Below are 21,208 nucleotides of genomic sequence, written 5' to 3' on the forward strand. Positions count from 1 at the left end.
GAGCTCCTCATTCCGCCGGCTGAAGCGCGACGGGCATCTGGACTTCTTCCACCTCGCCGACGCGAACGGTCATCCAGAGATTATAGGCCATGATCAGCGCGCCGATCAGGAACAGCGCCCCGCCGGCGGCACGGATGATGTAGAAGGGATGCATCGCCTCGACGGTTTCGATGAAGGAATATTCGAGGAAGCCGAGCGAGGTGTAGGCGCGCCACATCAGGCCCTGAAGGATGCCGGACACCCACATCGCGGAGATGTAGAGAACGATGCCGAGCGTGGCGATCCAGAAGTGCCAGTTGACGAGCTTCAGGCTGTAGAGTTGCTTGCGATTCCAGGCCCATGGCACCAGGCAGTAGAGCGCGCCGAAGGAGACGAAGCCGACCCAGCCGAGCGCGCCGGAGTGCACGTGGCCAATGGTCCAGTCGGTGTAGTGGCTGAGCGAGTTGACCACCTTGATCGCCATCATCGGGCCTTCGAAGGTCGACATTCCGTAGAAGGCGACGGAGACCACGAGCATGCGCAGCACGGGATCGGTGCGCAGCTTGTCCCAGGCACCGGACAGCGTCATCAGACCGTTGATCATGCCGCCCCAGGAGGGCATCCACAGCATGATCGAGAAGGTCATGCCCAGCGTCTGCGTCCAGTCCGGGAGCGCCGTGTAATGCAGATGGTGCGGGCCGGCCCAGATGTAGAGGAAAATCAGCGCCCAGAAGTGAATGATCGACAGCCGGTAGGAGTAGATCGGCCGCCCGGCCCGTTTCGGGATGAAATAGTACATGATGGCGAGGAAGCCGGCGGTCAGGAAGAAGCCGACGGCGTTATGGCCGTACCACCATTGGAACATGGCATCCTGGATGCCGCCCCAGGCGATGTAGGACTTCGAGCCGAATACTGAAACCGGCAGCGCGGGATTATTGCCGAGATGCAGAACCGCGATGGTCACGATGAAGGCGAGATAGAACCAGTTCGCGACGAAGATATGCGGTTCCTTGCGTTTGATAACGGTGCCGAGAAAGACGAGCAGATAGGTGACCCAGACGATGGTCAGCCAGAAATCGGCGTACCATTCCGGTTCGGCATATTCCTTGGACTGGGTGACGCCGAGCAGATACCCCGTGCCGGCGATCAGGATGAAGAAATTGTATCCGACGACGACGAACCAGGGCGCGAGATCGCCAGCTAGGCGCACGCGGCAGCTCTTCTGTACAACGTAGAAGGACGTCGCGATCAGGACGTTGCCGCCGAAGGCGAAAATCACGGCGGAGGTGTGCAGTGGCCGTAGGCGGCCGAAGCTAGTCCAGGGCAGATCGAAGTTCAGCGCGGGCCAGGCCAGTTGCGAGGCGATGATGAGGCCCACGAGAAATCCGGCGATGCCCCAGAACACCGCCATGAAGGAGGAGAACTTGATCGGCCCCATGTTGTAGTTGGGACGGCCATTCACCTCGGCCGGCGGCAGCGCCGCCGGGCGGTCGAAGTAGCGGTTGACGATGCAGAAAACCGCAGCCAGGCTCCCCGCCGCACCGAGCGCGGCGTGGAGGGCGAACGGCGCATCGAGCGCCTTCGCCGAGGCGATCACGCAGACATAGGCGGTGATCGCGAACACTGCCGCCAGGCCGCTTTCACCGATGGTCATGGATTTGGAATTCGAGGGCTGGCGCATCGCGGATTCTCTCTCGAAAGAACACGAGGCCAGAAACCACATTCACCCTCGCGGGGAATTGATTGAAATCAAAATATGCCGTTGAGTTCTGCCAATCCGGCGAACATCTTCTGGTTTTCCCCTGAACGTCTTCGACGTCGTCAGTTCAAGTGCCTCTCCCCTTGACCACCGGCGTGACAAGCGAACGGGAGCAACCTCCGTAACGCACGGAGCCATGAACTCGCGAAACTCGCGAACTCCTTTCAGTCGCGCGCGGTGGCCTTGAGTGACGCGATGACGTCCTCGCGGGCGATGATTCCAACCAGCTTCTGGAGGCTGTTGAGCACAATGACGCTCCTGATGCGGTGCTCGACAATAATCTGGAGCACGCGCGTCAGTCTCGTTTCGGGACTGACATAGATGAACTCTGGCGACATCACGTCGCCAACCTTGCGGCTCATCAGATCACGATAACGCGGCAACATCTGGCTCGGAGTAAAGGCGAAGCACTTCAAAATGTCGAATTTGGTGACGACGCCGACCACCTGCCCATCATCCTCAACCGGGTAGCTGTTGAAATCGTCGCGCTCGAACATCGCGCTCAGCTCGAGCAGATCGAAATCTCGCTTGGCCGTCTGGACTTTGCGTGTCATGTAGCCGTCGACGGTCTGATCAAGAAACTTGTACACGGCGCGTTCTCCTCGCTTTGTCTGGGTTCGCTGGCCGTCGGTGCGACAGAAACACGCAGGGGGCGGATTGCGTCAACAGATGCTATTTGATGGCCGAGGATCAACTCGCGGCACCGCGAATAGCCGGAGCCGTCTGGGACCTGAAGACACCCGTCGTTCGCGTGATCGAGCGCCAGGCTGACCATCACTGTCGCATATGTTATCGGGAGCCTCCGGGCAGCGAGATGCGACAGAATCTAGCTGCGCCGACGCAACGCTGGAATGAGGTAGATCAAATTTCGTCGCAACGGCCGAAAGAAGTCCGTCAATAATGCCGGACATCCGAACTTGCCTCCGGCCCGGCCTTGGACGAAATTGCCGCCACGTTCGCAGCAGAGGGCCCACCGCATGAGAATGGGAGCAATAGTTTGGCGCCGACACGCGTGACCCATCCGCCAGCCGACAGTCGCGGCAAGCATTTTGACGAGCGTATCGAGGGTTTTTGCGTTGGCACCTGGGATCTCGATCTGAGGACACGCGAGCTGGAGTGGTCGGAAACCGCAAGAGTGCTGCTGGGCATCGAACGGGATCAACCGGCAAGCTATGAATTCCTTCTCTCGCGCCTTGCGCCCGCGGACCGCGAGCGAGTGGAGAACGCGATCAAGGACGTTACCGAGCGCGGCGGCGGCTTCGACGTATCCTTCAGAGTCCCCAGTGCCTCGGGCCTGGGCTGGATTCGCGCCCGGGCGGGTCTCATTCGAGACGAGGCCGGCGCCGCCCGACATCTCAGCGGCATCTTGCTCGACATCGACGAGGAGAAGCTGGTCGAAGAGGCGCTGCGCCGTCGCAATACTCTGCTGCGCTCGATCCTTCAGACCATCCCCGATGCGATGATCGTCATCGACGGCCGTGGCAGGATGCTGCTCTTCAGCACGGCGGCCGAGCGTCTGTTCGGCTGGTCCGAGCAAGACGCCACCGGGCAGAATGTCAGCATCTTGATGCCGGAGCCCGACCGGTCCCGCCACGACAGCCACATCGTCCGCTACCGCACTAGCGGCAATCCGCACATCATCGGCATCGGCCGCATCGTGACCGGCAAGCGGCGCGACGGCACCACGTTTCCGATGCACCTGTCAATCGGCGAAATGCGTTCACCCGGCGAGCCTTTATTCACCGGTTTCGTCCGCGACCTGACCGAGCATCAGCAGACCCAAGCGCAACTCGAGGAATTGCAGTCCGAGCTCGTCCATGTCTCGCGGCTGACCGCGATGGGCGAAATGGCCTCCGCGCTCGCTCACGAGCTCAACCAGCCTCTGGCAGCGATCAGCAACTACATGAAGGGCTCGCGACGGCTGCTCGCCGGCAGCAGCGATCCGAACACGCCAAAGATCGAGAGCGCATTGGACCGCGCCGCCGAGCAGGCATTGCGCGCCGGCCAGATCATACGGCGTTTACGCGATTTCGTCTCCCGCGGCGAGTCGGAGAAACGAATGGAGAGCCTGTCCAAGCTGGTCGAGGAGGCCAGCGCGCTCGGGCTTGCCGGCGCTCGCGAACAGAACGTGCAGATCCTCTTTGATTGCAATCCCGGGGCCGATCTGGTGCTCGCCGACCGGGTGCAAATCCAGCAGGTGCTGGTCAATTTGTTCCGCAATGCGCTGGAAGCAATGGCGCAGTCGCCGCGGCGCGAGCTCGTCCTCACCAACCGCCGCGTCGCCGATGATATGATCGAAGTGGAGGTGTCGGACACCGGATCCGGCTTTCAGGAAAGCGTCGTTCCAAATCTGTTTCGGACCTACTTCACAACCAAAGAAACCGGCATGGGCGTGGGACTGTCCATCAGCCGCTCGATCGTCGAGGCTCACGGCGGCCGCATGTGGGCCGCGAGCAATGCATCGGGCGGGGCGACGTTCCGTTTCACCTTGCCAGCAGCCTATGAGAATTGATCCATGACGACCAAGGGACATGTCTATGTCATCGACGACGACGAGGGTATGCGAGACTCGCTGAACTTCCTCCTGGATTGCTCCGGCTTCATCGTCACGTTATTCGACAACGCGCAATGCTTCCTCGAGGCACTGCCCGACCTCGCCTTCGGCTGCGTCGTTTCCGACATACGGATGCCGGGCCTTGACGGAATCGAGCTTCTCAAGCGCATGAAGGCGCGGCACAGTGCGTTTCCGATCGTGATCATGACGGGTCACGGCGACGTGCCGCTCGCGGTCGGAGCGATTAAGCTTGGTGCGGTTGACTTCCTGGAAAAACCCTTCGAGGACGACCGCCTCATCACCTTGATCGAATCCGCGGTTCGCGAGGGGGAGCCAGCCGCCAAGAAAGAGGCCATCGCGCAGGACATCGCCGCGCGTGTCGCCTCCTTGAGCTCGCGCGAGCACCAGGTCATGGAGGGGCTGGTCGCAGGTCTCTCCAACAAGCTGATCGCCCGCGAATACGACATCAGCCCGCGCACTATCGAGGTCTACCGGGCCAACGTGATGACCAAGATGCAGGCCAATAGCCTCTCGGAACTTTTGCGTCTGGCGATGCGCACTGGCATGCTGAAGGATTGAGGCAGGTCAATGCGCTTGCGCCGGCCTATGGTAGCCAGGCCACATGATTGAAATCGGCGCGCACCATCAGCGGCTCTCAAGCCGGGAATCCGCAAAGCCCACCGTCTACGTGGTCGATGACGACGCCGCTGTGCTGGCGTCCCTGAGCTTCCTGCTGGAAATCGAGGGCTTTGCCGTGCGGACCTTCAGAAGCGCGACGGCGCTGCTCAATACGACGACCCCACCGGGCGCGGACTGCTACGTGATCGACTACAAGATGCCTGACATCAACGGCATCGAGTTGGCTTGGCGGCTGCGCCAATCCGGCGTCGACATACCTGTGATCCTGATCACCGGCTATCCGGATGGAAATATCTCGGCACGGGCGGCGGCGGCCGGCGTCAAGCACGTGATTTTCAAGCCGCTCTTCGATGAAAGCCTGGCGAAATGCATCCGCCGCGCCTTCAGGATAGGCGCTGCTACAGACCTACGGGATTCTCCTTAGGTAAACCTCCTTAAGATATCGCTCGAAATTTTCGAACCGAACGATCCGGCGTAGCAATGCTCCATCATAACGGAGATGGCGCAGATGCTGATCCAGACGCTCAAGCCCCAGGCGATCAACACCCAAATAGGTGGCAAGATCGCCCCCGCGCATCTGGTCTGTGACCACTTCGGCGCGATCGCCGGACATGTCGGCCTCGTTGCCACCGAGTTCCCCTATCGCAAGGGTGAGGAGATCTATGGCGAGGAGGAGCCCGCCCAATATGTCTATCAAGTTGTATTCGGAGCTGTGCGCCGCTACAGGATGTTGTCCGACGGCCGCCGCCAGATCGGCGCCTTCCATCTTCCCGGTGACGTATTCGGCCTCGAATCCGGCCAGACGCATCGCCTTGCGGCCGAAGCGATCATCAACACCAGCGTGCGCCTCGTGAAGCGTGCCAGCCTGGAAAGGGCCGCCGGCACTGACGTAAAGGTCGCCCGCAAGCTCTGGGAGATGACGGCGGGCGAGCTGCGTCACGCCGAAGATCACATGTTGCTGCTCGGACGCAAAACCGCAATGGAGCGTGTTGCAACCTTCCTGCTCGAAATGGATCGCCGCCTCGCTGTCGCCGGCATGATGGCCCTGCCGATGTGCCGGCGCGACGTGGGTGACTATCTCGGCCTCACACTCGAAACCGTGTCGCGTGCCCTCTCACAGCTTCATGTCGAGGGCATTCTCGGCTTTTGTGGCGCTCGCCAGATCGTGCTGCGCAATCGCCAGCGCCTGCAGAATCTCGACGCCTGATCGCTTTCACCCGGCCGATGTTCCTCCTCCGCGACTTGGTCCGCCGAACGCATTTCGGCCGGTCGGCGACGATCTCCCGCAACCGCTCCATCACCTCGGTCTCCGCACCCCGATCGAGACGAAAGGCGCGCTGCCGGTGCGGGCCGGCATCGGTTGGATTTGCAAGGCCCAAGAAATGGAACGCCGCGCTGGCCATTACTTGCGGACACGAACACGAACTCGTGTATCCACAGCGGAAGCCCTGCCGGACGGGTTCGACGAGACGCGCTTGAACGATTTCGCTGCTTCACTGATGGACGGCCCCGAGTGGTCGAGGACACGCGGCAAGCCGGCGCGTACTGGCTGGCTCATCCGGAATGGCGGCTCAACGTGAAGAGGGCATCTCGGCATCAGATGAAGATATCCCTGGCATTTAAGTTCGAGGCAGCCCACTGGCTTCCAAGTGTCCCACAGACACATCGCTGTCATCGGATGCACGGTCACTCCTATCGGATCGAGATCGTGTTGTACGGTCCAGTCGATCCGCACACCGGGTTCGTAGCCGATTTCTTCGACCTAGAAGAATCGTTCGGCATCGTTCTAAGGAAGCTCGATCACCAGTGCCTGAACCAAGTTCCGGGATTGGAAAATCCGACAGCGGAAAATATCGCCATCTGGATCTGGGAGCGCACGAAAGCGCGCCTAGCGCAACTCTCGATCGTGAGGGTCTACGAGACGACGGATTGTTGGGCGGAATATGAGGGGCCCGATCGCTGAAATGAGCCGGCACGATCGCATGACAGCTACACGGAGCCGAACTGAGGCCGGCGGCGCGCTGGGAGCCGTGAGCTGGCAGTCAAGGTGGTCAAGCAACGACGCCAGATCCAGCGCCGCATCGACATCGCCTCAGCCCCACGGATGACGGGCCAGGCACTGACGGGAGCGCAACCGCTCGCGGTGAGCTCTTAGCCAGTGTTTCTGACCGCCTCCGCCAGCATGGTGTAGAGCTGCTGCTTGCTGAATTCCTTGGGCTGTCGCCTCTCCGCTGTGTTCCGCGACACCTTCCGTGCGACTGGACTGGCGCAGGCTGCCGACGACGTCGGCCTCAGCTTTGGGGGCGGCCTTATCTTGGGCGTTGCTGTCGGCGGCTTGTGGCCGCGCCTCAGGCCCAGACGGGTCAGCATGCCGCAGACGGCATTACGACTGCACCCGAGACGACGCGCTATCTGCGCGGCGCTCTGTCCTGCGGACCAGAGCCTGTTGAGGAGCGCAATGTCTTTCGCATCCCAGCCCATGGGGAGATATTATAGCGTCGACTGCCGAACACGCTAGTCTAGTCTTCGTCCGGCTCGCGTACGACCGGCGGCTCGTCGGCATCATCTTCGTCTTCGTCTTCGTCGTCTTCGTCCTCCTCGTCTTCATCGGGATCTCTTGGCGGCATCGCGGTGCCCATAACCACGAGCGGTGTCCAGTAGATCGTTGTGGTGGAAAATGCTTCGGAGGTGTGTCGCTTCATGTTGCTACTGCTCCTCGAAAACTACGCGCACTCGCATATTGCTGACGGAAGGCCGGCGCGTGTCCAGGGCGCGATCACTGCAAACGCGACGGGGGCATCAGGTCGAGGACATGAGCAACGGGCGGCATCCGCCACCCAAATGGCAGCGATTTTCGGCTACTTTATGCCCGAGGACTCGTTCGGCTCTATGTTCACCAAAACCTCGCCGGTGGTGATTTCGGGAACTCCAAGGTCGAGGTCATGTAGACTTGCTTGAACAAACGCCACTATCTTGGCGTTCGCTGCATTGGCACTTTCGCGGTCGTCAAATATCATGACGGCGATACCAACACCATCGCCCGCATCCAGCACGTGGTAAGATCTGAATCCGTGCGATTGCCTTAGGATCTGGCCGACGCCGCTCTTGGCGCGGCGAGCGGCGTCCGCTACCGAACGAACCTTGGTGTACTTGCGAATAACCATGTACATGAGGCTACCACGCGCCACACGCATCAACGCATCAAAGCATCAAAGCATCAAAGCATCAAAGCATATCGGTCCCAGTCGGACTAGGGTCAACTTCCGAGAAGGGCCACGGTGTCCGGTCGCGCGGACCGCGCAACGGGCCTTCCAATGAGTCCTCCACGCCCTGCAAGCCGGGGCGAGGAGCTGAGGCTCAGGAGCCTTCGAACTTGAACGATACGTTGAGCTTGGCGCGATAGGCCTCGACGTTTCCCTTGTCATCCAGCTGCATATCGAGCTTGACGACCTCTGCTATGCGAAGATCTCGGAGAGATTTTGCAGCTTGCTCCACCGCATTCGCGGCCGCCTTCTCCCATGAGTCGTTGCTGGTACCGACCAGTTCAATGACCTTGTAGACGCTATCAGCCATGTCGTCCTCCTGTCCGGTATGAGACCTAGGAAATTTAGCATCAGGATCTCGCCGCCGACACGTCTTGGATGCCGTCCGGAGCCGGGAAGGAGAAAACTGCATTTGATGGAGGGCGGCTTTTGGTGGAGCTAACCTGCGAACCAGCTCCATCATGTCCGCTCACAGCGCGCAGACGGAAAAGGGTTGGATTGGCTGTCACTTTCCTGTTTGACCCGCTGGCAGCATTTCAGTTTCGACCACTCGGTCGCGGCTGCTGAAAGCAAAGAAACGTACAGCGTGAACTCGTCTTCCATCTCTGCCGCGGCATCCCTGTCTCGTGCGTAGACATTGAGGATGTCGCCGCCCACTTTCGTCGGGCCGGACGGCACGGAGAGCCGATCAAACTTATCTGCGCCGACGACAAGCGCCGTTCGCGCGGCTATTGCTCGGTCTTGCACCGTCAGTCACAATCGTTGCCCGACGAGCTAAGTTCCTCTGCCGTAGCCGACTGCGAAGATTTGCTGATATTGGCGGAGCATCTGTGTGAACACGATCTCCAATGCGGCGATCTCTGTACAGGCCTTGGTCTCTTCGCCCAACTTGATGAGCTCAAGCACGGAGCTCGCTACTTCTACGTCAAGATGCAAGTTACGATGGTGCCGAGTGCTAGCTTAGCGGCACAACCAAGCTAAACTCAAGCACACCTAGAAATGGCCCGCTGCTGAGTTGGCAAGGATGTTCGACGGAGTGTTCGCTCGCCTGGCGCGTCGCGAAGCAGAAGTCGCGGAGCGTTGCACATTTGCAGCCCGCACAGCCGCCGGAGGTAGTAAGCTGCTCGATCAGAATGATCAAAACATATATCGTGTTTACTTCGACAGGATTAGCGCGGGCGAAAATTGTTTGATGTCTATCGCAATGGAAAGCGTGACCTGTTCGTTCTAAGCACAGGCTCCGCGATACTCGAGGCTTACGCTGCAAACAAGTGGCGCAAGAGCAGAAGAAGAATTCTCAAAGTAAGCGACGAGATCAAGTCACCCGTTCAGCGATAAGGGTATTACGTTCGTAGCTTCGGGTCACGAACAAGGGCATCATTTAGCTCGAGCGCATCTGGACGGCGGGTTTTTGCAGTAGAGCCTGGAAAGGCTTTTCGAATGATCGCCGGATCTACAACCAAACCCGCGGCCGATCTCCGGGATAAGCCTAATCGCGGCGTCAGTATTGCACCACTGAAGAGCGCTCTATCAATTTTGAGTGCGCTGTCACGTGTTGACGCCCAAGAGTGCTGGACGGGCCATTAATTCGGATGGCTAGGAGCATAATTAATCCATCACGCTGCCAGATTTAAGTCGCATGGAGTCCCATGTCGCCGCGAAGGTTCGTGCCGGGTGGGGCGCAACACCGGGAGTTTTGGACGTCCGGTCATTTGCGATTTTACTTCGCCAGTTTGGTCCTTGTTGGAGGTCTTTCGACGGCACCTTCGTGCTCCAACCGTTTTACTGACTTATTCAATATTGCTGCTCACGAGCCGGCTGCAACCTTCTCGGTGCAGCCGGAATGCTTGCCGCGGCCCGCCAATTCGCCTGGCCCAAGCCAGCACTGGGTGTATCGGCGGGACGGCCACCGCAAATGCTGGTTTTTGGCCGAGGGCATCGTAACGGTGCGAAAACCGGTTCCTGGTCGTGTGGCCAACCGCGCCGCCAGTTCCGACGAGAACGAGGCCTCGCGGCAAGCGCGGAGCCCGGTGATCGATGCGCGCGCGGAGTTGCTAGGCTCTTCGTCGGCCGAGCGCCGACGCCGCCGGGACGCGAAGTCAAGGTGGCTGACGCCGCTTCTGTTTCCGACGGCGACACGCAGGCCGTGATGCCGGCGGCACCCGTTACGGCTCTTCCCAGCGGCCAGCTCACGCCCGAGCACTTCATGCCGCCCCAAGTCAACGTGGAGAAGCTTGCCTCAGCCGCGCGAGCCGAGTCACCTCCAGCTATGCCAATGGGCGCGCGCAATGAAGCGGTGCGCGACGAGGCGCGCACCTGGACGGTAACCTGGCTAGGTGTGCTGTTGATGACGCTGGGGGGCATCTCGATCTTAAGCTCGAGCCGCACGCTCCAGCACGCGGTGAGATTGTGCCACTGAGGCCGCGCTACACTGGGCAGGTTACCTGACGCGGCCACCGCGATCGATGAGTTCACGCTGGTGTCGCCGAACTACCACACGTACAAAGGTTCCGCGCGCCTGCACTTTGTTTGGCACTGCCTTAGAACGACTTTCGGTTACGATGACAGTCCCCTTTTGCATCGGACTGCCATCATGCGGTACAAAGTGTTCGTGATGGACAGCAGCCGGCGAGTGATCTGCGCCGCAAAGCTTGATTGCATTGACGAGCAGGCGGCTAGACGTCGAGTTGAGGAAATACACGGCGAGCACTACGTCGAGCTTTGGGAAGGTGGCCGGCTCGTTGCTGTTTTTCAAGGGGCAAGGTCGAACAGAGATCGGCGACCGCTCTGTCCGGAATAGACGCCGGTCTCGCCGCCGAGTTAGTTCACGGCTCCTGCTCTGCTGCCCAGTTTGGCACGCGGTCTTCTCGGTTTTAGGCTTCATATCAGTTTCGAATGCTACCAACACGAATATGCGAAGCTCGTAGCAAGCATCGCAATGTCAGAAGCCGCACCGACGAGACCCGAGGACTCTTCTGTAATGCGTCCGGTGCTAAGAACCTGAACCACTTAGCGATAAGCCCGGCGCAAATGCCGGGCTTATTCGTCAGGTCATCCCTGGGACGGCCGGATTCGAATGAACGACTAAGCGGTGGGCTAGCAAGCTACCGCTGCCTGGATTGTAATCGCGGTCGCTCGGACTCGCTCCTCGATCACGCTCTCATTTCCATTGCATCCCGCGATGGTCGTGGATCGCTCAGGTGGAGCAGGACATCGCCGCCATCAAAGCCGGGCTCCAGACGCTTTCAAAGCAGCCCAGGGCATAACTGCGGTCGGAGATCTCCACTCGCATAACCATCGCCCGTGCCATTGAGCTGCGGAAACATACGGGATCATCGAGGGCGGTCCTATGGGGGCTTTCGAAACGTTTGGTCGCAAAGCTTATCAGTGGACAAATTCCACAGTTCGGTACCCGTAAAACCCGACAAGCGGATTCGACTGCGTTGCGCAACCTTGGAAGCTTTTCTGATCCTGGTTTTCTATGGAGGCTGGTTTTCTATGGAGGAGAGAATCTAGAGAAAAAGTTTGCTCCACCGCTGCATCTCAGATGCTCTCAGTAGGCCAGAGGGACGGGATGCTCCGGCTTCTCCGCGTACCGTTGCGGGTCAAGACTGCCGCTGGAAACGGCCCCCTCATACCTGAGCGGGCTAAACCGCAGGACGCAAAGCGGCCCGACTAGCGACCAGATGACTAGCCAAACAAACACGTCGGCGCGCGGTAAATGCCGATCCCTTCCCAGCGGCTTGCTCCAACCAGCCCAGATTTCATCCAGGGGGCCCTTAGGTGGGCTCTGAATGGCCCTCCGCGGAGCCATGAGGACGAGGTATTTTCGAAATCCTTCGCGGCTTTGTCTTGTATGCCGGCCAAGCCGGCTTATGTTCACAATGGTTAGCACTCGCTAGCTTCGAGTGCTATTCGATCCAAAATAAAAGCGACAAAGGAGGACTGCATGAAATTCCGTCCGCTTCACGACCGCGTCGTAGTCAAGCGCATCGACGCAGAAGAGAAGACCTCTGGCGGCATCATCATTCCGGACACGGCCAAGGAAAAGCCTTCCCAGGGTGAAGTCATCGCCGTTGGCCCGGGCGGCCGCGACGAGAGCGGCAAGCTGATCCCGATCGACATTCAGGTCGGCGACCGCGTGCTGTTCGGCAAGTGGTCGGGTACCGAGGTCAAGATCGACGGCCAGGAGCTGCTGATCATGAAGGAAAGCGACATCATGGGCGTTCTCACCGACATTTCGGCCAAGAAGAAGGCCGCCTAATCACCGCTCGTACCGCTCACCGCCGAGGAGCGCCTGCCGGGCGCCTTGCCGAGGGTGAGTGAGACTAAGCAAACCCAGGGAACCAACATGTCAGCCAAAGAAGTCAAATTCGGCGTCGACGCCCGCGACCGCATGCTGCGGGGTGTCGACATCCTCCACAATGCCGTGAAGGTCACGCTCGGTCCGAAGGGCCGCAACGTCGTCCTCGACAAGTCGTTCGGCGCCCCTCGCATCACCAAGGACGGCGTCACCGTCGCCAAGGAGATCGAACTCGACGATAAGTTCGAGAACATGGGCGCCCAAATGGTGCGCGAAGTCGCCTCCAAGTCCGCTGATGCGGCGGGCGACGGTACCACCACCGCGACCGTGCTCGCCGCTGCGATCGTCCGTGAAGGCGCCAAGTCGGTTGCCGCCGGCATGAACCCGATGGACCTGAAGCGCGGTATCGACATGGCTGTGGAAGCCGTGGTCGCCGACCTCGTTAAAAACTCCAAGAAGGTCACCTCGAACGAGGAAATCGCCCAGGTCGGCACCATCTCGGCCAACGGCGACGCCGAGATCGGCAAGTTCATCTCCGACGCCATGAAGAAAGTCGGCAACGAGGGTGTCATCACCGTCGAGGAAGCCAAGTCGCTCGAAACAGAACTCGAGGTTGTTGAAGGCATGCAGTTCGACCGCGGCTACATCTCGCCGTACTTCGTCACCAACGCCGACAAGATGCGCGTTGAAATGGAAGATGCCTACGTCCTGATCAATGAGAAAAAGCTATCCCATTTGAATGAATTACTTCCCTTGCTGGAAGCCGTGGTGCAGAGCGGCAAGCCGCTTGTGATTATCGCCGAGGACGTTGAAGGCGAGGCGCTCGCGACCCTGGTCGTGAACCGCCTACGCGGCGGCCTGAAGGTCGCGGCCGTCAAGGCTCCGGGCTTCGGCGATCGCCGCAAGGCCATGCTGCAGGACATCGCGATCCTGACCGGTGGCCAGGCGATCTCGGAAGACCTCGGCATCAAGCTCGAGAACGTCACGCTCAACATGCTTGGTCGCGCCAAGAAGGTGATGATCGACAAGGAGAACACCACCATTGTCAGCGGCGCCGGCAAGAAGGCCGACATCGAGGCGCGCGTGGCCCAGATCAAGGCGCAGATCGAGGAAACCACCTCGGACTACGACCGTGAGAAGCTCCAGGAGCGTCTCGCCAAGCTCGCTGGCGGCGTCGCGGTGATCCGCGTCGGCGGCGCAACCGAGGTCGAGGTGAAAGAGCGCAAGGATCGCGTTGATGACGCGATGCATGCGACCCGCGCGGCTGTGGAAGAAGGCATCGTCCCGGGCGGCGGCGTCGCCCTGCTCCGTGCTTCCGATCAGCTCAAGGGCCTGCGCACCAAGAACGATGACCAGAAGACCGGCGTCGAGATCGTGCGCAAGGCGTTGTCTTACCCAGCCCGCCAGATCGCGATCAACGCCGGGGAAGACGGCTCGGTGATCGTCGGCAAGATCCTCGAGAACAAGACCTACGCGTACGGCTTCGACTCGCAGACCGGCGATTACGTCAATCTCGTCTCCAAGGGCATCATCGACCCGACCAAGGTGGTGCGTGTGGCGATCCAGAACGCGGCCTCGGTCGCAGCGCTGCTGATCACCACGGAAGCGATGGTGGCTGAAGTGCCGAAAAAGAACACCGGTGCGGCTGGCATGCCTCAGGGTGGAGGTGGCATGGGTGGCATGGGTGGTATGGACTTCTAAGTCCGACATTCACAGTTCAACAGTAGAAGGCTCGGCAGCCATGCCGGGCCTTTGCTGATTCCTGGCGGTCAGCCGGGCCAACACTGCCGCACGCCGGGAAGCCCCTCAACCCGGCGAAGGTGCGCAATTAGGACATTTTGTGTCTGCCGGCTGAGTCTCTGGAGCAGGTGCGGGTAGGGTTTCATCGCCGATCGGCACGAAGATGCCCACCGGTTTTCTCGGAGACTTCCCCTCTGTACGCAGAGTAGTGCGGCGCGCTTACTAGCCCGTCCTATTCGTGAGAGTGCGGTTTTTTGGTCCGATTGATGCGGCTGCAACACCTCCTTTGACGAGGCGCACAGGATTGCCTTCGGCTTTTCACCGCCTGACGACCCGTACTTTGCAACGCGCTTGAGGGATGGGTTGGGCGAACGGAGGCGGAGGCCCCGCCGGTCAAGGACCGAGCGGCAGCAGCGCGCTGGGCAAGCAGCGGATCAGGTCCGCTTCCCGGCATGCCGCGGCGAACGCGAGGCGAATGCGGCTCGCGGTCTCGACGACCCGGGCGGCGATTTTCAGGAGACGAAGACGCAGCGTCGCGAACTCGGCAGTGGCCAATTCCCGGACTTTGGGAATGGCGTCGCGCACGGTCAGCATCAGCCAATAAGCGGCGGTATGGAGGACGAGACGGACCTGGTTGGCGAGCGCCGAACGGCAACTGGTGCGATCGGAGGCAAGCTGCGTCTTATGCAGCTTGATCAGATTCTCGGCCTGGCCGCGCGCGCAATACAGGCTGTCGTAGATCCACTCGGCCGAGCCGACATCGAGGCTGGTGACGACGAAGCGGATGTCGAGGCCGAGCATCGTCGCCTCAATACGGGCGACGGTGCGCCGTTCGCGATCCCAGGACTTTGCCTTGTGGCGCGTCTCGGTATAGCCGCGCAGAACAGGCAGGTTCTCGATGGCGCGTCGGGTGCGGATGTCGTCGGCGACCTCGTCGACTTTTCTGGCGAGCGGCTTGGTACCGGACAGACCGAAGATGTAGTCGATGCCATTGTTCTCGCACCAATTCATCGCCTCCGGCCGAGCATAGTGCCCGTCGCCACGGAACGTAATTCGCGTCTTGTGCCATCGCGTGCGGATGTGCCGTACCAGGCGGCGAAGTCGGATCGCGCCGATCAGGGACCGCCCGGGCCAAATTTTCGGCCAAGCCGAGACGCCGCTCGGCGATCGCCAGAAGCATCACGCCCCCATTCGAGGTCAGGCGCCCGCCATCGAAGGCTGCTGTGACTTTCTTGGCCTGAACGGCTGGAAACGAGAACGGCAGAATCGTATCATCAGTCATGGCGGGCGTGGCGTTCGCGGTTGAAGGTGATGGGGTTGGCTTCAGCAACCGAATCCTACGCCGCATCAGCTCTTTACACCACGCTCGCCAGCCTCTCAGGCGCCCTCTGGCGAATAAGATGGGCTAGGCTTCTCATGGCGGGGCCGCCGCTTGCTACGGCAGCAGCCCCTAGCCGCGGGCCGCGTTTACGCGATACATGCGCACCTCCGCGGCTAAACACGTGGCGTCGACCCGGCGACCACTTTGTGCAAGGTGATCTACTTGTTAGCCTTACCCGATGGCTTGCCGGCGTTCTTCGTGACGCGCTTCTGGATATTTAGCCATCGTTCTGGCGAACGCTCGCCCAGCTGCTTCGCGTGAGCTGCGCTCTCCGGTTCACTGAGATCTGCCACCTTGATTAGCAGCCAATTCAACAGGTAGGTGTTGCGTAGATTTTCCGCATGCCGGGACCGCAGGGCCGTGATCTGCCGGCGCATCTTGGCGAGATCGAGCGCTTCGTGTTTCGACGGCCTTTTCAATATGAAACTCGCGCGTGGCCAGCACACGAGGCCGACGCGCCGAGTATGATGGCACGAGGGCTTCGCCTGCCCCGGACGAGGGCAATGTCCGATGCACAAAGCTATGGACAAGAACCTGCAAAACTTGCGCGTAAAACGGTCAGCGCACGACAGGCCCCCAGCGGCTCGGCCTGCGCCTGATTACAGGCCCAGCAACAGCTCTGCGATCTGCACCGCATTCAGCGCGGCGCCCTTGAGCAGCTGATCGGCCGCCACGAACATCGAGATCGAATGCCCTGAGGGATCGCTGAGATCCTTGCGGATGCGGCCGACCAGGACGTTGTTCTGGCCCGAGGCGTCGATCGGCATCGGAAAGTAGTTCTTCACGCGATCGTCGACGACTTTCACGCCCGGGGCCTGCGCCATGATGGCGCGAACCTGGTCCTCGGTGATGGGCTTCTCGCATTCGAAGGTGATGGCCTCGCAATGGGCACGCAACACCGGCACGCGCACGCAGGTGACACCGATTGCGATCTTCTCGTCCTCGAAGATCTTGCGGGTTTCCTTGATGACCTTGGTTTCCTCGTCGTTGTAGCCGGTCTCGGGGTCGACGGCGGTGTTGTGATTGAAGAGGTTGAAGGCGTAGGGGTGCGGCATCACCTTGGGCGTATAGACCTGCCCGTTGAGGTTGGCGCGGGTGGACTCGACGAGCTCGTCCATCGCAGCGGCGCCGGCGCCGGAGGCAGCCTGATAGGTCGAGATGATCACGCGCTTGATGCGGTTGTTCTGATGGATCGGCCAGAGCGGCACCAGTGCGGTGATCGCCGCGCAGTTCGGGTTGGCAATGATGCCCTTGTGGTCGCGGATGCGGTTGCCGTTGACCTCGGGGATCACCAGCGGCACGTTCGGGTCCATCCGGAAGGCGGAGGAGTTGTCGACCACGACGGCGCCGGCCTTGACTGCGAGCGGGGCGTACTTCTTCGAAATGCTGCCGCCGGCGGAGAAGAGGGCGATATCGACGCCCTCGAAGGCGCGCTCGGTCAGCTCCTCGATGACGATGGCCTGGCCACGGAACGACACCGTCTTGCCGGCGGAGCGGGCGCTGGCGAGCGCCTTGAGCTTACTGATGCGAAAGCCGCGCTTGTCCATGGTGGCGATGAATTCGGCGCCCACTACACCGGTGACGCCGACAATCGCGACGACGGGATCGTTACTCACTGTGTCCTCCATTGAGATCGATTTAGACAACAAAAAAGCCCCGGACCTTCGAGGGCGGGGCTTCGGTAGAGTGGGTTGCGTTTTAGTCGACGACTACGCGCGCGCGCCTCCCCGGGCCCCGAAAGCCGTGGTGGTTTTGGTCGTGCGTCTGGCGGCAGCGAACATGGCGGCGACTTATGCAGTACAGTTGCCCCAACAATTGATATTGAAGGGCCACGGATTATTGGTTTCAAGCATTCGAGATCGGACATTCTCAAGTACGCCTTCATCATTGCCTGAACTTGGCCACCTCCTTTTTAAGGGACAACAAGTTTCTGTTCAGGTCTATCGTAGCCCAACAGAGCGCTGGACGCGGCGCAACCAGACGAAGACGGTCAGATGTAACGTCGATACTGGGCCCTCGGACCGTGCATTTGACTCCTTCGATGGCGCCGCTTGTGCGGGCGAGGCGAACATAACCACGTGAGTAGTGCTCGATGTGAGTAGCCGACTGATGATTTCCAGCTATAAAAACCGCTCATGTAAAACGGGCAGCGGCATGCCCTGAATACAACTAGTGACCAGACCCAGCAAAGACTTGCCGCAGGGTGTCGCATCGCTCGTTGGGGCGAGGCTTCCTTTTGACTTGCGTGTCCCAATCGCCTAAATGATCCTAGACGTTCTGCTGGTCGCGAGCGCATCGAAGGCGCTTACGAGCTCCGATCGTGCATCTCCGATTAACATCTCTCTTCATGTCTCCTCCTGTGGCTGCACCTTGGGAGCTCAAGGAGACTTTTCTTGCGGAACCGAACAAGATCCGCTGCAACAAACGTTCTCGCCCCTGTAGTTGGCCAAGGTTTGTAGCAGCCCCGGCATAAAATACTTTTTCGCACCTTCCCTCATATGGTCCGGCATAGCTTTTGGATGGTCTAGCCACGTCATTGCCCGCTCGATCAGCTCGATAGCGCGTTGCTTGTCACCACTCTCGTAGTAGTACTGAGCGACCACCCTATAAGAAGTAAAGGTGAGGCCGCCGAAGGCTTGCTCAGGATTGAGGATATGTTCCGACACATCCCTGCCGATCGCAAAGCGTTCCGCACGCGGAAGGTGGGACTTATCATTGTCCGCATCAAAGAGTTGTCTCATCACGCCAACCAGCGCACGCAAAGCCTCTGCCTGTTTCTCAATCGCATCTCGAACCAGTCGGCGTAAGACCTGGAAGCCGGCCGCCGTGTCGCGCATTTTGTGAAGTAACAGATCCGCATGAATCTGCCGGAAGTTGATATTGTCCGGCATTGTGGCAATGCCCTCTTCGACCGCTGATAGCGCCGTCGGCCAATCCTTTGCTTGCATCGCCAGTCGAATTGTCCGGCGCATTGAGCGTTCGCGCGCTATGCGTTGGTCTTCCGCAATCCGTTTCGCATCAGCGGCTTTAGCTTCATAGCTGCTGCGCCAAGTGCCGTCGATAATTTTCGGAAAGACGTATTCGATGTCGATCGGATCACCGATAAAGGCAATGTGGCCGTCGCGGTCGACGACGAACGATGTCGGAATACTAACAGAAGAACTGGCATTCATCCAAAGCTTGTTCATTTCGCCTGTACTGTCGAACCCGATTCGATAGTTCAGATTTGAGAACTTTTCGGTCAACCATGCGTCCAACTTGGTGCGAGCCTCATCCGCCGTGGGTGCTCTTTCACGAGCTGCGACTCCGACGACCTCAAGCCCCTCGTCTTTGTATTTTGCTTGCAGCTCTATGAGATGGGGCATCGCCTCCTCACATGGGCCGCACCAACTTGCCCAAAATTCAACGATGTACACTTTCCCTGGCTGGAAATTCGTGAGGGGCTCGCCACGCAGCCAGTTCTCGACTTTGAGCGAAGGAGCGGGGGACGCCAAGCATAGCATGATGGTTTTCTCCCAATGTGACTTGTTGCGCGACCTTGTCGGTTCACCTTAGTCAGCAATCACCGTGCCAGGCTGTCCGCGCGCACTAAGCACATGACATCGCTTTGAAAAACATTCACGCGCCCAGTAGGGTCGACTGTATGTAACCTGACATGCTTTGCATCGGCGTCGGATTTCGGGCAGGGATAGCGCCCTTCGTGCCGCCGGAAGGCCGTTTTGCGAATGCGCATCCGTGATGCCGCGCTGGGCCAGTAGGAGGCGCGCGAGAAAGCGGATGGTGCCCGCTGACCGACAAATTCCCAAGGGCCGGTCGTGGACAACAGCGGTCAGCATTGGATAGGCACCAGCTTTCCGAACCGAGCCAGCAAAGCGGCGTGTTCGGCGCGTTCCAGATAACCGCGGAAGCCGATGACCTCGTGCGCGTGCTGTTCCGTCGGAATTAGCAGGCGCGAAAACCAGTGCGAGCCCTGCTTGAACATAGGAAGCCACTTTACCTCCCCAAAGCGGCGCAGTTACTTCTGTCGCCGTGTTGATTTTCCGTGCATTCCGGTTTCGACTAGTCGCGGGTGAGACTAAAGCAACAGGAGGGCTCAACAGGATAGGTCGGAGATTGGAGATGGTACTGACCGCCTCGGGGCCACTTCCGCACATCCGCTGCACGATGGTGTGGCCAGGACAACTTGCGAGCGACATCCTTCGCATTGGTGTTCGCAATAGCGCTAGGGCAAATCCGCTCCCGTCTTGCGTGTTTGGTAATTGACGCAGGGAAGAACACTCTCACAGAATAAGTGAACCGCGCTCGCGAAACACGGCTCAACGATGACACCTAATCAGGAACGCCTGGCTTACAACGAGGCGCCGGAGGCGGAGAATGTTAAATTCGAACCAGCAGCACATTGGCGTCCGCGACCCGCAAATGGGCACCGTGGAGGCGGTCTGCCCGGTTGAAATTCACTCCACATCCTCGAGGACGCGTGGTGCAGGCTGACTGAAGACTCTGTGCGATGAATATGTCGAACGACCTTGAGTTCGCGTGTCAACGCCTTCAGTCCCGCGTGAATAAACCGACGACTTCGCGGCGCTAGACATCAACCATTGACCGTAGAAGAGCCTTATGACTCCATTACCGCTCGCATCGAATCGCCCAATGGAGCCCAGTCCTGCTAGATGCGTGCAGCTGCGCGCCTGGTTAATGTGCCGCTCGCAGGTCGGGTCGATCACTCGCGAGATGCACCTGACTGAGCCCTTGTGATCACGGCCGACTTGAGAACGGCATGACAGTTAAGATCATGAACTTCGGCGCTCAAAGGGTACACACGACTCTGAGGACGAGTAACCGGCTGCCGGGCTGTGAAACCGTACCTGCGCTCGGGAGCCACAACGTGTCAGATGGAAGCACGTCAACGCCGCTCGTTTCCGGACGACCACAACCGGCAAGCCGTCGATCTGGTCGCATGAGATTGCTCGTTTACGGAAGGAACGAGCGGTTGCGCATGGAGTGCCACATTTTGACAGGTCAATCTGTTGGGCGCAGGGCGTCGAGGGCGATGAAGTTACGATGAGAAGGCTCGCCTTGAAGAGAACTTGCAGGCTGGCAAGACGGCTGCGGCATCGCGCGCTGGCACGGGTGGCTCACAGGGTGTTGTTCACTTGAAGCCGACAAGCGCGCCAGAGGTCGGCTGCGCGGCGTGGCGGCTCCGATCTCGAGCGACGCGCCACAAACCGCCTCTTCCCCGCCTGCGCAGCGTGCAAGGGCTGGAATCATCGGGATCGAGCTCGGCGGCGGCTGTCGCGTTTGCGTTGACCGTGGCTGGGACGTTGAGACGCTGCAGTGAGTTCTTGAGCTGCTGCAGCGACGATGGTCCAGATTCCGAGCCGCGTCAGGGCTTGGATCGCCACTGGCCACACCGACATGCGTCGGCATGCGAGCCTGGCTCTTACATTCCAGGAGATTCTGACGCGCTATCCGCGCGCTGGCGATCTCTACATCTTCCGGGGACGTCGCGGCGATCTGGTCAAGATCCTCGGCATGACGCAATAGGCATATCGCGGCAAGTACATCTGGCCGTCGGTCGCCCGGCGAGGTA

The 21,208-nt window shown here is 59.9% G+C and carries 20 protein-coding genes and 2 pseudogenes; 9 read left to right on the forward strand and 13 right to left on the reverse strand.

Annotated elements, in window-relative coordinates:
• Window positions 1-7: 7 nt before the first annotated feature.
• Together ccoN and ABIC09_RS33285 are read right to left on the reverse strand one after the other, a co-directional pair.
• Entirely contained in the window at window positions 8-1,660 is a 1,653-nt protein-coding gene (gene ccoN / locus ABIC09_RS33280; protein WP_354111905.1) for a cytochrome-c oxidase, cbb3-type subunit I, read from the reverse strand.
• Between the two features lie 242 nt (window positions 1,661-1,902).
• Complete coding sequence (locus ABIC09_RS33285) at window positions 1,903-2,328, reverse strand: CBS domain-containing protein (RefSeq protein ID WP_354111906.1); 426 nt, start codon at window positions 2,326-2,328, stop codon at window positions 1,903-1,905.
• 407 nt (window positions 2,329-2,735) lie between these two features.
• On the opposite strand from ABIC09_RS33285, the gene fixL reads away from it, so the two are divergent.
• The 5 genes from fixL (at window position 2,736) to queD (ending at window position 6,894) form a co-directional block, all read left to right on the forward strand.
• Window positions 2,736-4,250 (forward strand): sensor protein FixL, encoded by a 1,515-nt coding sequence (gene fixL, locus ABIC09_RS33290; protein ID WP_354111907.1) that lies wholly within the window; start codon window positions 2,736-2,738, stop codon window positions 4,248-4,250.
• Between the two features lie 3 nt (window positions 4,251-4,253).
• Window positions 4,254-4,871 (forward strand): response regulator FixJ, encoded by a 618-nt coding sequence (fixJ, locus tag ABIC09_RS33295; protein ID WP_354111908.1) that lies wholly within the window; start codon window positions 4,254-4,256, stop codon window positions 4,869-4,871.
• Window positions 4,872-4,914: 43 nt separating this feature from the next.
• Window positions 4,915-5,355: a response regulator gene (locus ABIC09_RS33300; RefSeq protein WP_354111909.1), complete on the forward strand. Its 441-nt coding sequence runs from the start codon at window positions 4,915-4,917 to the stop codon at window positions 5,353-5,355.
• Window positions 5,356-5,439: 84 nt separating this feature from the next.
• Window positions 5,440-6,138 carry a helix-turn-helix domain-containing protein gene (locus tag ABIC09_RS33305; protein WP_354111910.1) on the forward strand — a complete coding sequence of 233 codons (699 nt, stop codon included), beginning with the start codon at window positions 5,440-5,442 and terminating at the stop codon, window positions 6,136-6,138.
• Window positions 6,139-6,531: 393 nt separating this feature from the next.
• Window positions 6,532-6,894 (forward strand): 6-carboxytetrahydropterin synthase QueD, encoded by a 363-nt coding sequence (gene queD / locus ABIC09_RS33310; protein WP_354111947.1) that lies wholly within the window; start codon window positions 6,532-6,534, stop codon window positions 6,892-6,894.
• 188 nt (window positions 6,895-7,082) lie between these two features.
• On the opposite strand, the gene ABIC09_RS33315 is transcribed toward queD, so the two are convergent.
• From ABIC09_RS33315 to ABIC09_RS33335, 5 genes are all read right to left on the reverse strand, one after another.
• Window positions 7,083-7,412: a GcrA family cell cycle regulator gene (locus ABIC09_RS33315; protein WP_354111911.1), complete on the reverse strand. Its 330-nt coding sequence runs from the start codon at window positions 7,410-7,412 to the stop codon at window positions 7,083-7,085.
• A gap of 38 nt (window positions 7,413-7,450) precedes the next feature.
• Complete coding sequence (locus tag ABIC09_RS33320; protein ID WP_354111912.1) at window positions 7,451-7,633, reverse strand: hypothetical protein; 183 nt, start codon at window positions 7,631-7,633, stop codon at window positions 7,451-7,453.
• A 156-nt stretch (window positions 7,634-7,789) separates the two neighbouring features.
• On the reverse strand, window positions 7,790-8,101 hold the full coding sequence (locus tag ABIC09_RS33325) for a hypothetical protein (RefSeq protein WP_354111913.1): 312 nt from the start codon (window positions 8,099-8,101) through the stop codon (window positions 7,790-7,792).
• 187 nt (window positions 8,102-8,288) lie between these two features.
• Complete coding sequence (locus tag ABIC09_RS33330; RefSeq protein ID WP_354111914.1) at window positions 8,289-8,504, reverse strand: dodecin family protein; 216 nt, start codon at window positions 8,502-8,504, stop codon at window positions 8,289-8,291.
• A gap of 149 nt (window positions 8,505-8,653) precedes the next feature.
• Entirely contained in the window at window positions 8,654-8,941 is a 288-nt protein-coding gene (locus ABIC09_RS33335) for a hypothetical protein (RefSeq protein WP_354111915.1), read from the reverse strand.
• Between the two features lie 1,357 nt (window positions 8,942-10,298).
• On the opposite strand from ABIC09_RS33335, the gene ABIC09_RS33340 reads away from it, so the two are divergent.
• The 3 genes from ABIC09_RS33340 to groL all read left to right on the forward strand — a co-directional run bounded on the left by ABIC09_RS33340 (window position 10,299) and on the right by groL (window position 14,198).
• Window positions 10,299-10,613, forward strand: a complete 315-nt coding sequence (locus ABIC09_RS33340; protein WP_354111916.1) for a hypothetical protein — start codon at window positions 10,299-10,301, stop codon at window positions 10,611-10,613.
• A 1,530-nt stretch (window positions 10,614-12,143) separates the two neighbouring features.
• Window positions 12,144-12,458: a co-chaperone GroES gene (gene groES / locus ABIC09_RS33345; protein ID WP_354111917.1), complete on the forward strand. Its 315-nt coding sequence runs from the start codon at window positions 12,144-12,146 to the stop codon at window positions 12,456-12,458.
• An 87-nt stretch (window positions 12,459-12,545) separates the two neighbouring features.
• Window positions 12,546-14,198, forward strand: a complete 1,653-nt coding sequence (gene groL, locus ABIC09_RS33350) for a chaperonin GroEL (RefSeq protein WP_354111918.1) — start codon at window positions 12,546-12,548, stop codon at window positions 14,196-14,198.
• A 432-nt stretch (window positions 14,199-14,630) separates the two neighbouring features.
• Here the strand turns inward: groL and ABIC09_RS33355 are convergent.
• The 6 genes and pseudogenes from ABIC09_RS33355 to ABIC09_RS33375 form a co-directional block, all read right to left on the reverse strand.
• Window positions 14,631-15,341 (reverse strand): annotated as a pseudogene (locus ABIC09_RS33355) (IS1380 family transposase); the annotation flags it as partial.
• 55 nt (window positions 15,342-15,396) lie between these two features.
• Window positions 15,397-15,585: pseudogene (locus ABIC09_RS37500) on the reverse strand (hypothetical protein); the annotation flags it as partial.
• Between the two features lie 191 nt (window positions 15,586-15,776).
• On the reverse strand, window positions 15,777-16,037 hold the full coding sequence (locus tag ABIC09_RS33360) for a hypothetical protein (protein ID WP_354111919.1): 261 nt from the start codon (window positions 16,035-16,037) through the stop codon (window positions 15,777-15,779).
• A gap of 180 nt (window positions 16,038-16,217) precedes the next feature.
• Window positions 16,218-17,246: an aspartate-semialdehyde dehydrogenase gene (locus ABIC09_RS33365; protein WP_354111920.1), complete on the reverse strand. Its 1,029-nt coding sequence runs from the start codon at window positions 17,244-17,246 to the stop codon at window positions 16,218-16,220.
• Window positions 17,247-17,996: 750 nt separating this feature from the next.
• On the reverse strand, window positions 17,997-19,121 hold the full coding sequence (locus tag ABIC09_RS33370) for a redoxin family protein (RefSeq protein WP_354111921.1): 1,125 nt from the start codon (window positions 19,119-19,121) through the stop codon (window positions 17,997-17,999).
• 326 nt (window positions 19,122-19,447) lie between these two features.
• Window positions 19,448-19,600 carry a hypothetical protein gene (locus tag ABIC09_RS33375; RefSeq protein WP_354111922.1) on the reverse strand — a complete coding sequence of 51 codons (153 nt, stop codon included), beginning with the start codon at window positions 19,598-19,600 and terminating at the stop codon, window positions 19,448-19,450.
• 1,379 nt (window positions 19,601-20,979) lie between these two features.
• Between ABIC09_RS33375 and tnpB the strand changes: the two genes are divergently transcribed.
• Entirely contained in the window at window positions 20,980-21,162 is a 183-nt protein-coding gene (tnpB, locus tag ABIC09_RS33380) for an IS66 family insertion sequence element accessory protein TnpB (RefSeq protein ID WP_354111923.1), read from the forward strand.
• The last annotated feature ends 46 nt before the right edge of the window (window positions 21,163-21,208 follow it).

Source organism: Bradyrhizobium sp. S3.12.5 (assembly GCF_040548225.1).
GTDB lineage: Bacteria > Pseudomonadota > Alphaproteobacteria > Rhizobiales > Xanthobacteraceae > Bradyrhizobium > Bradyrhizobium cytisi.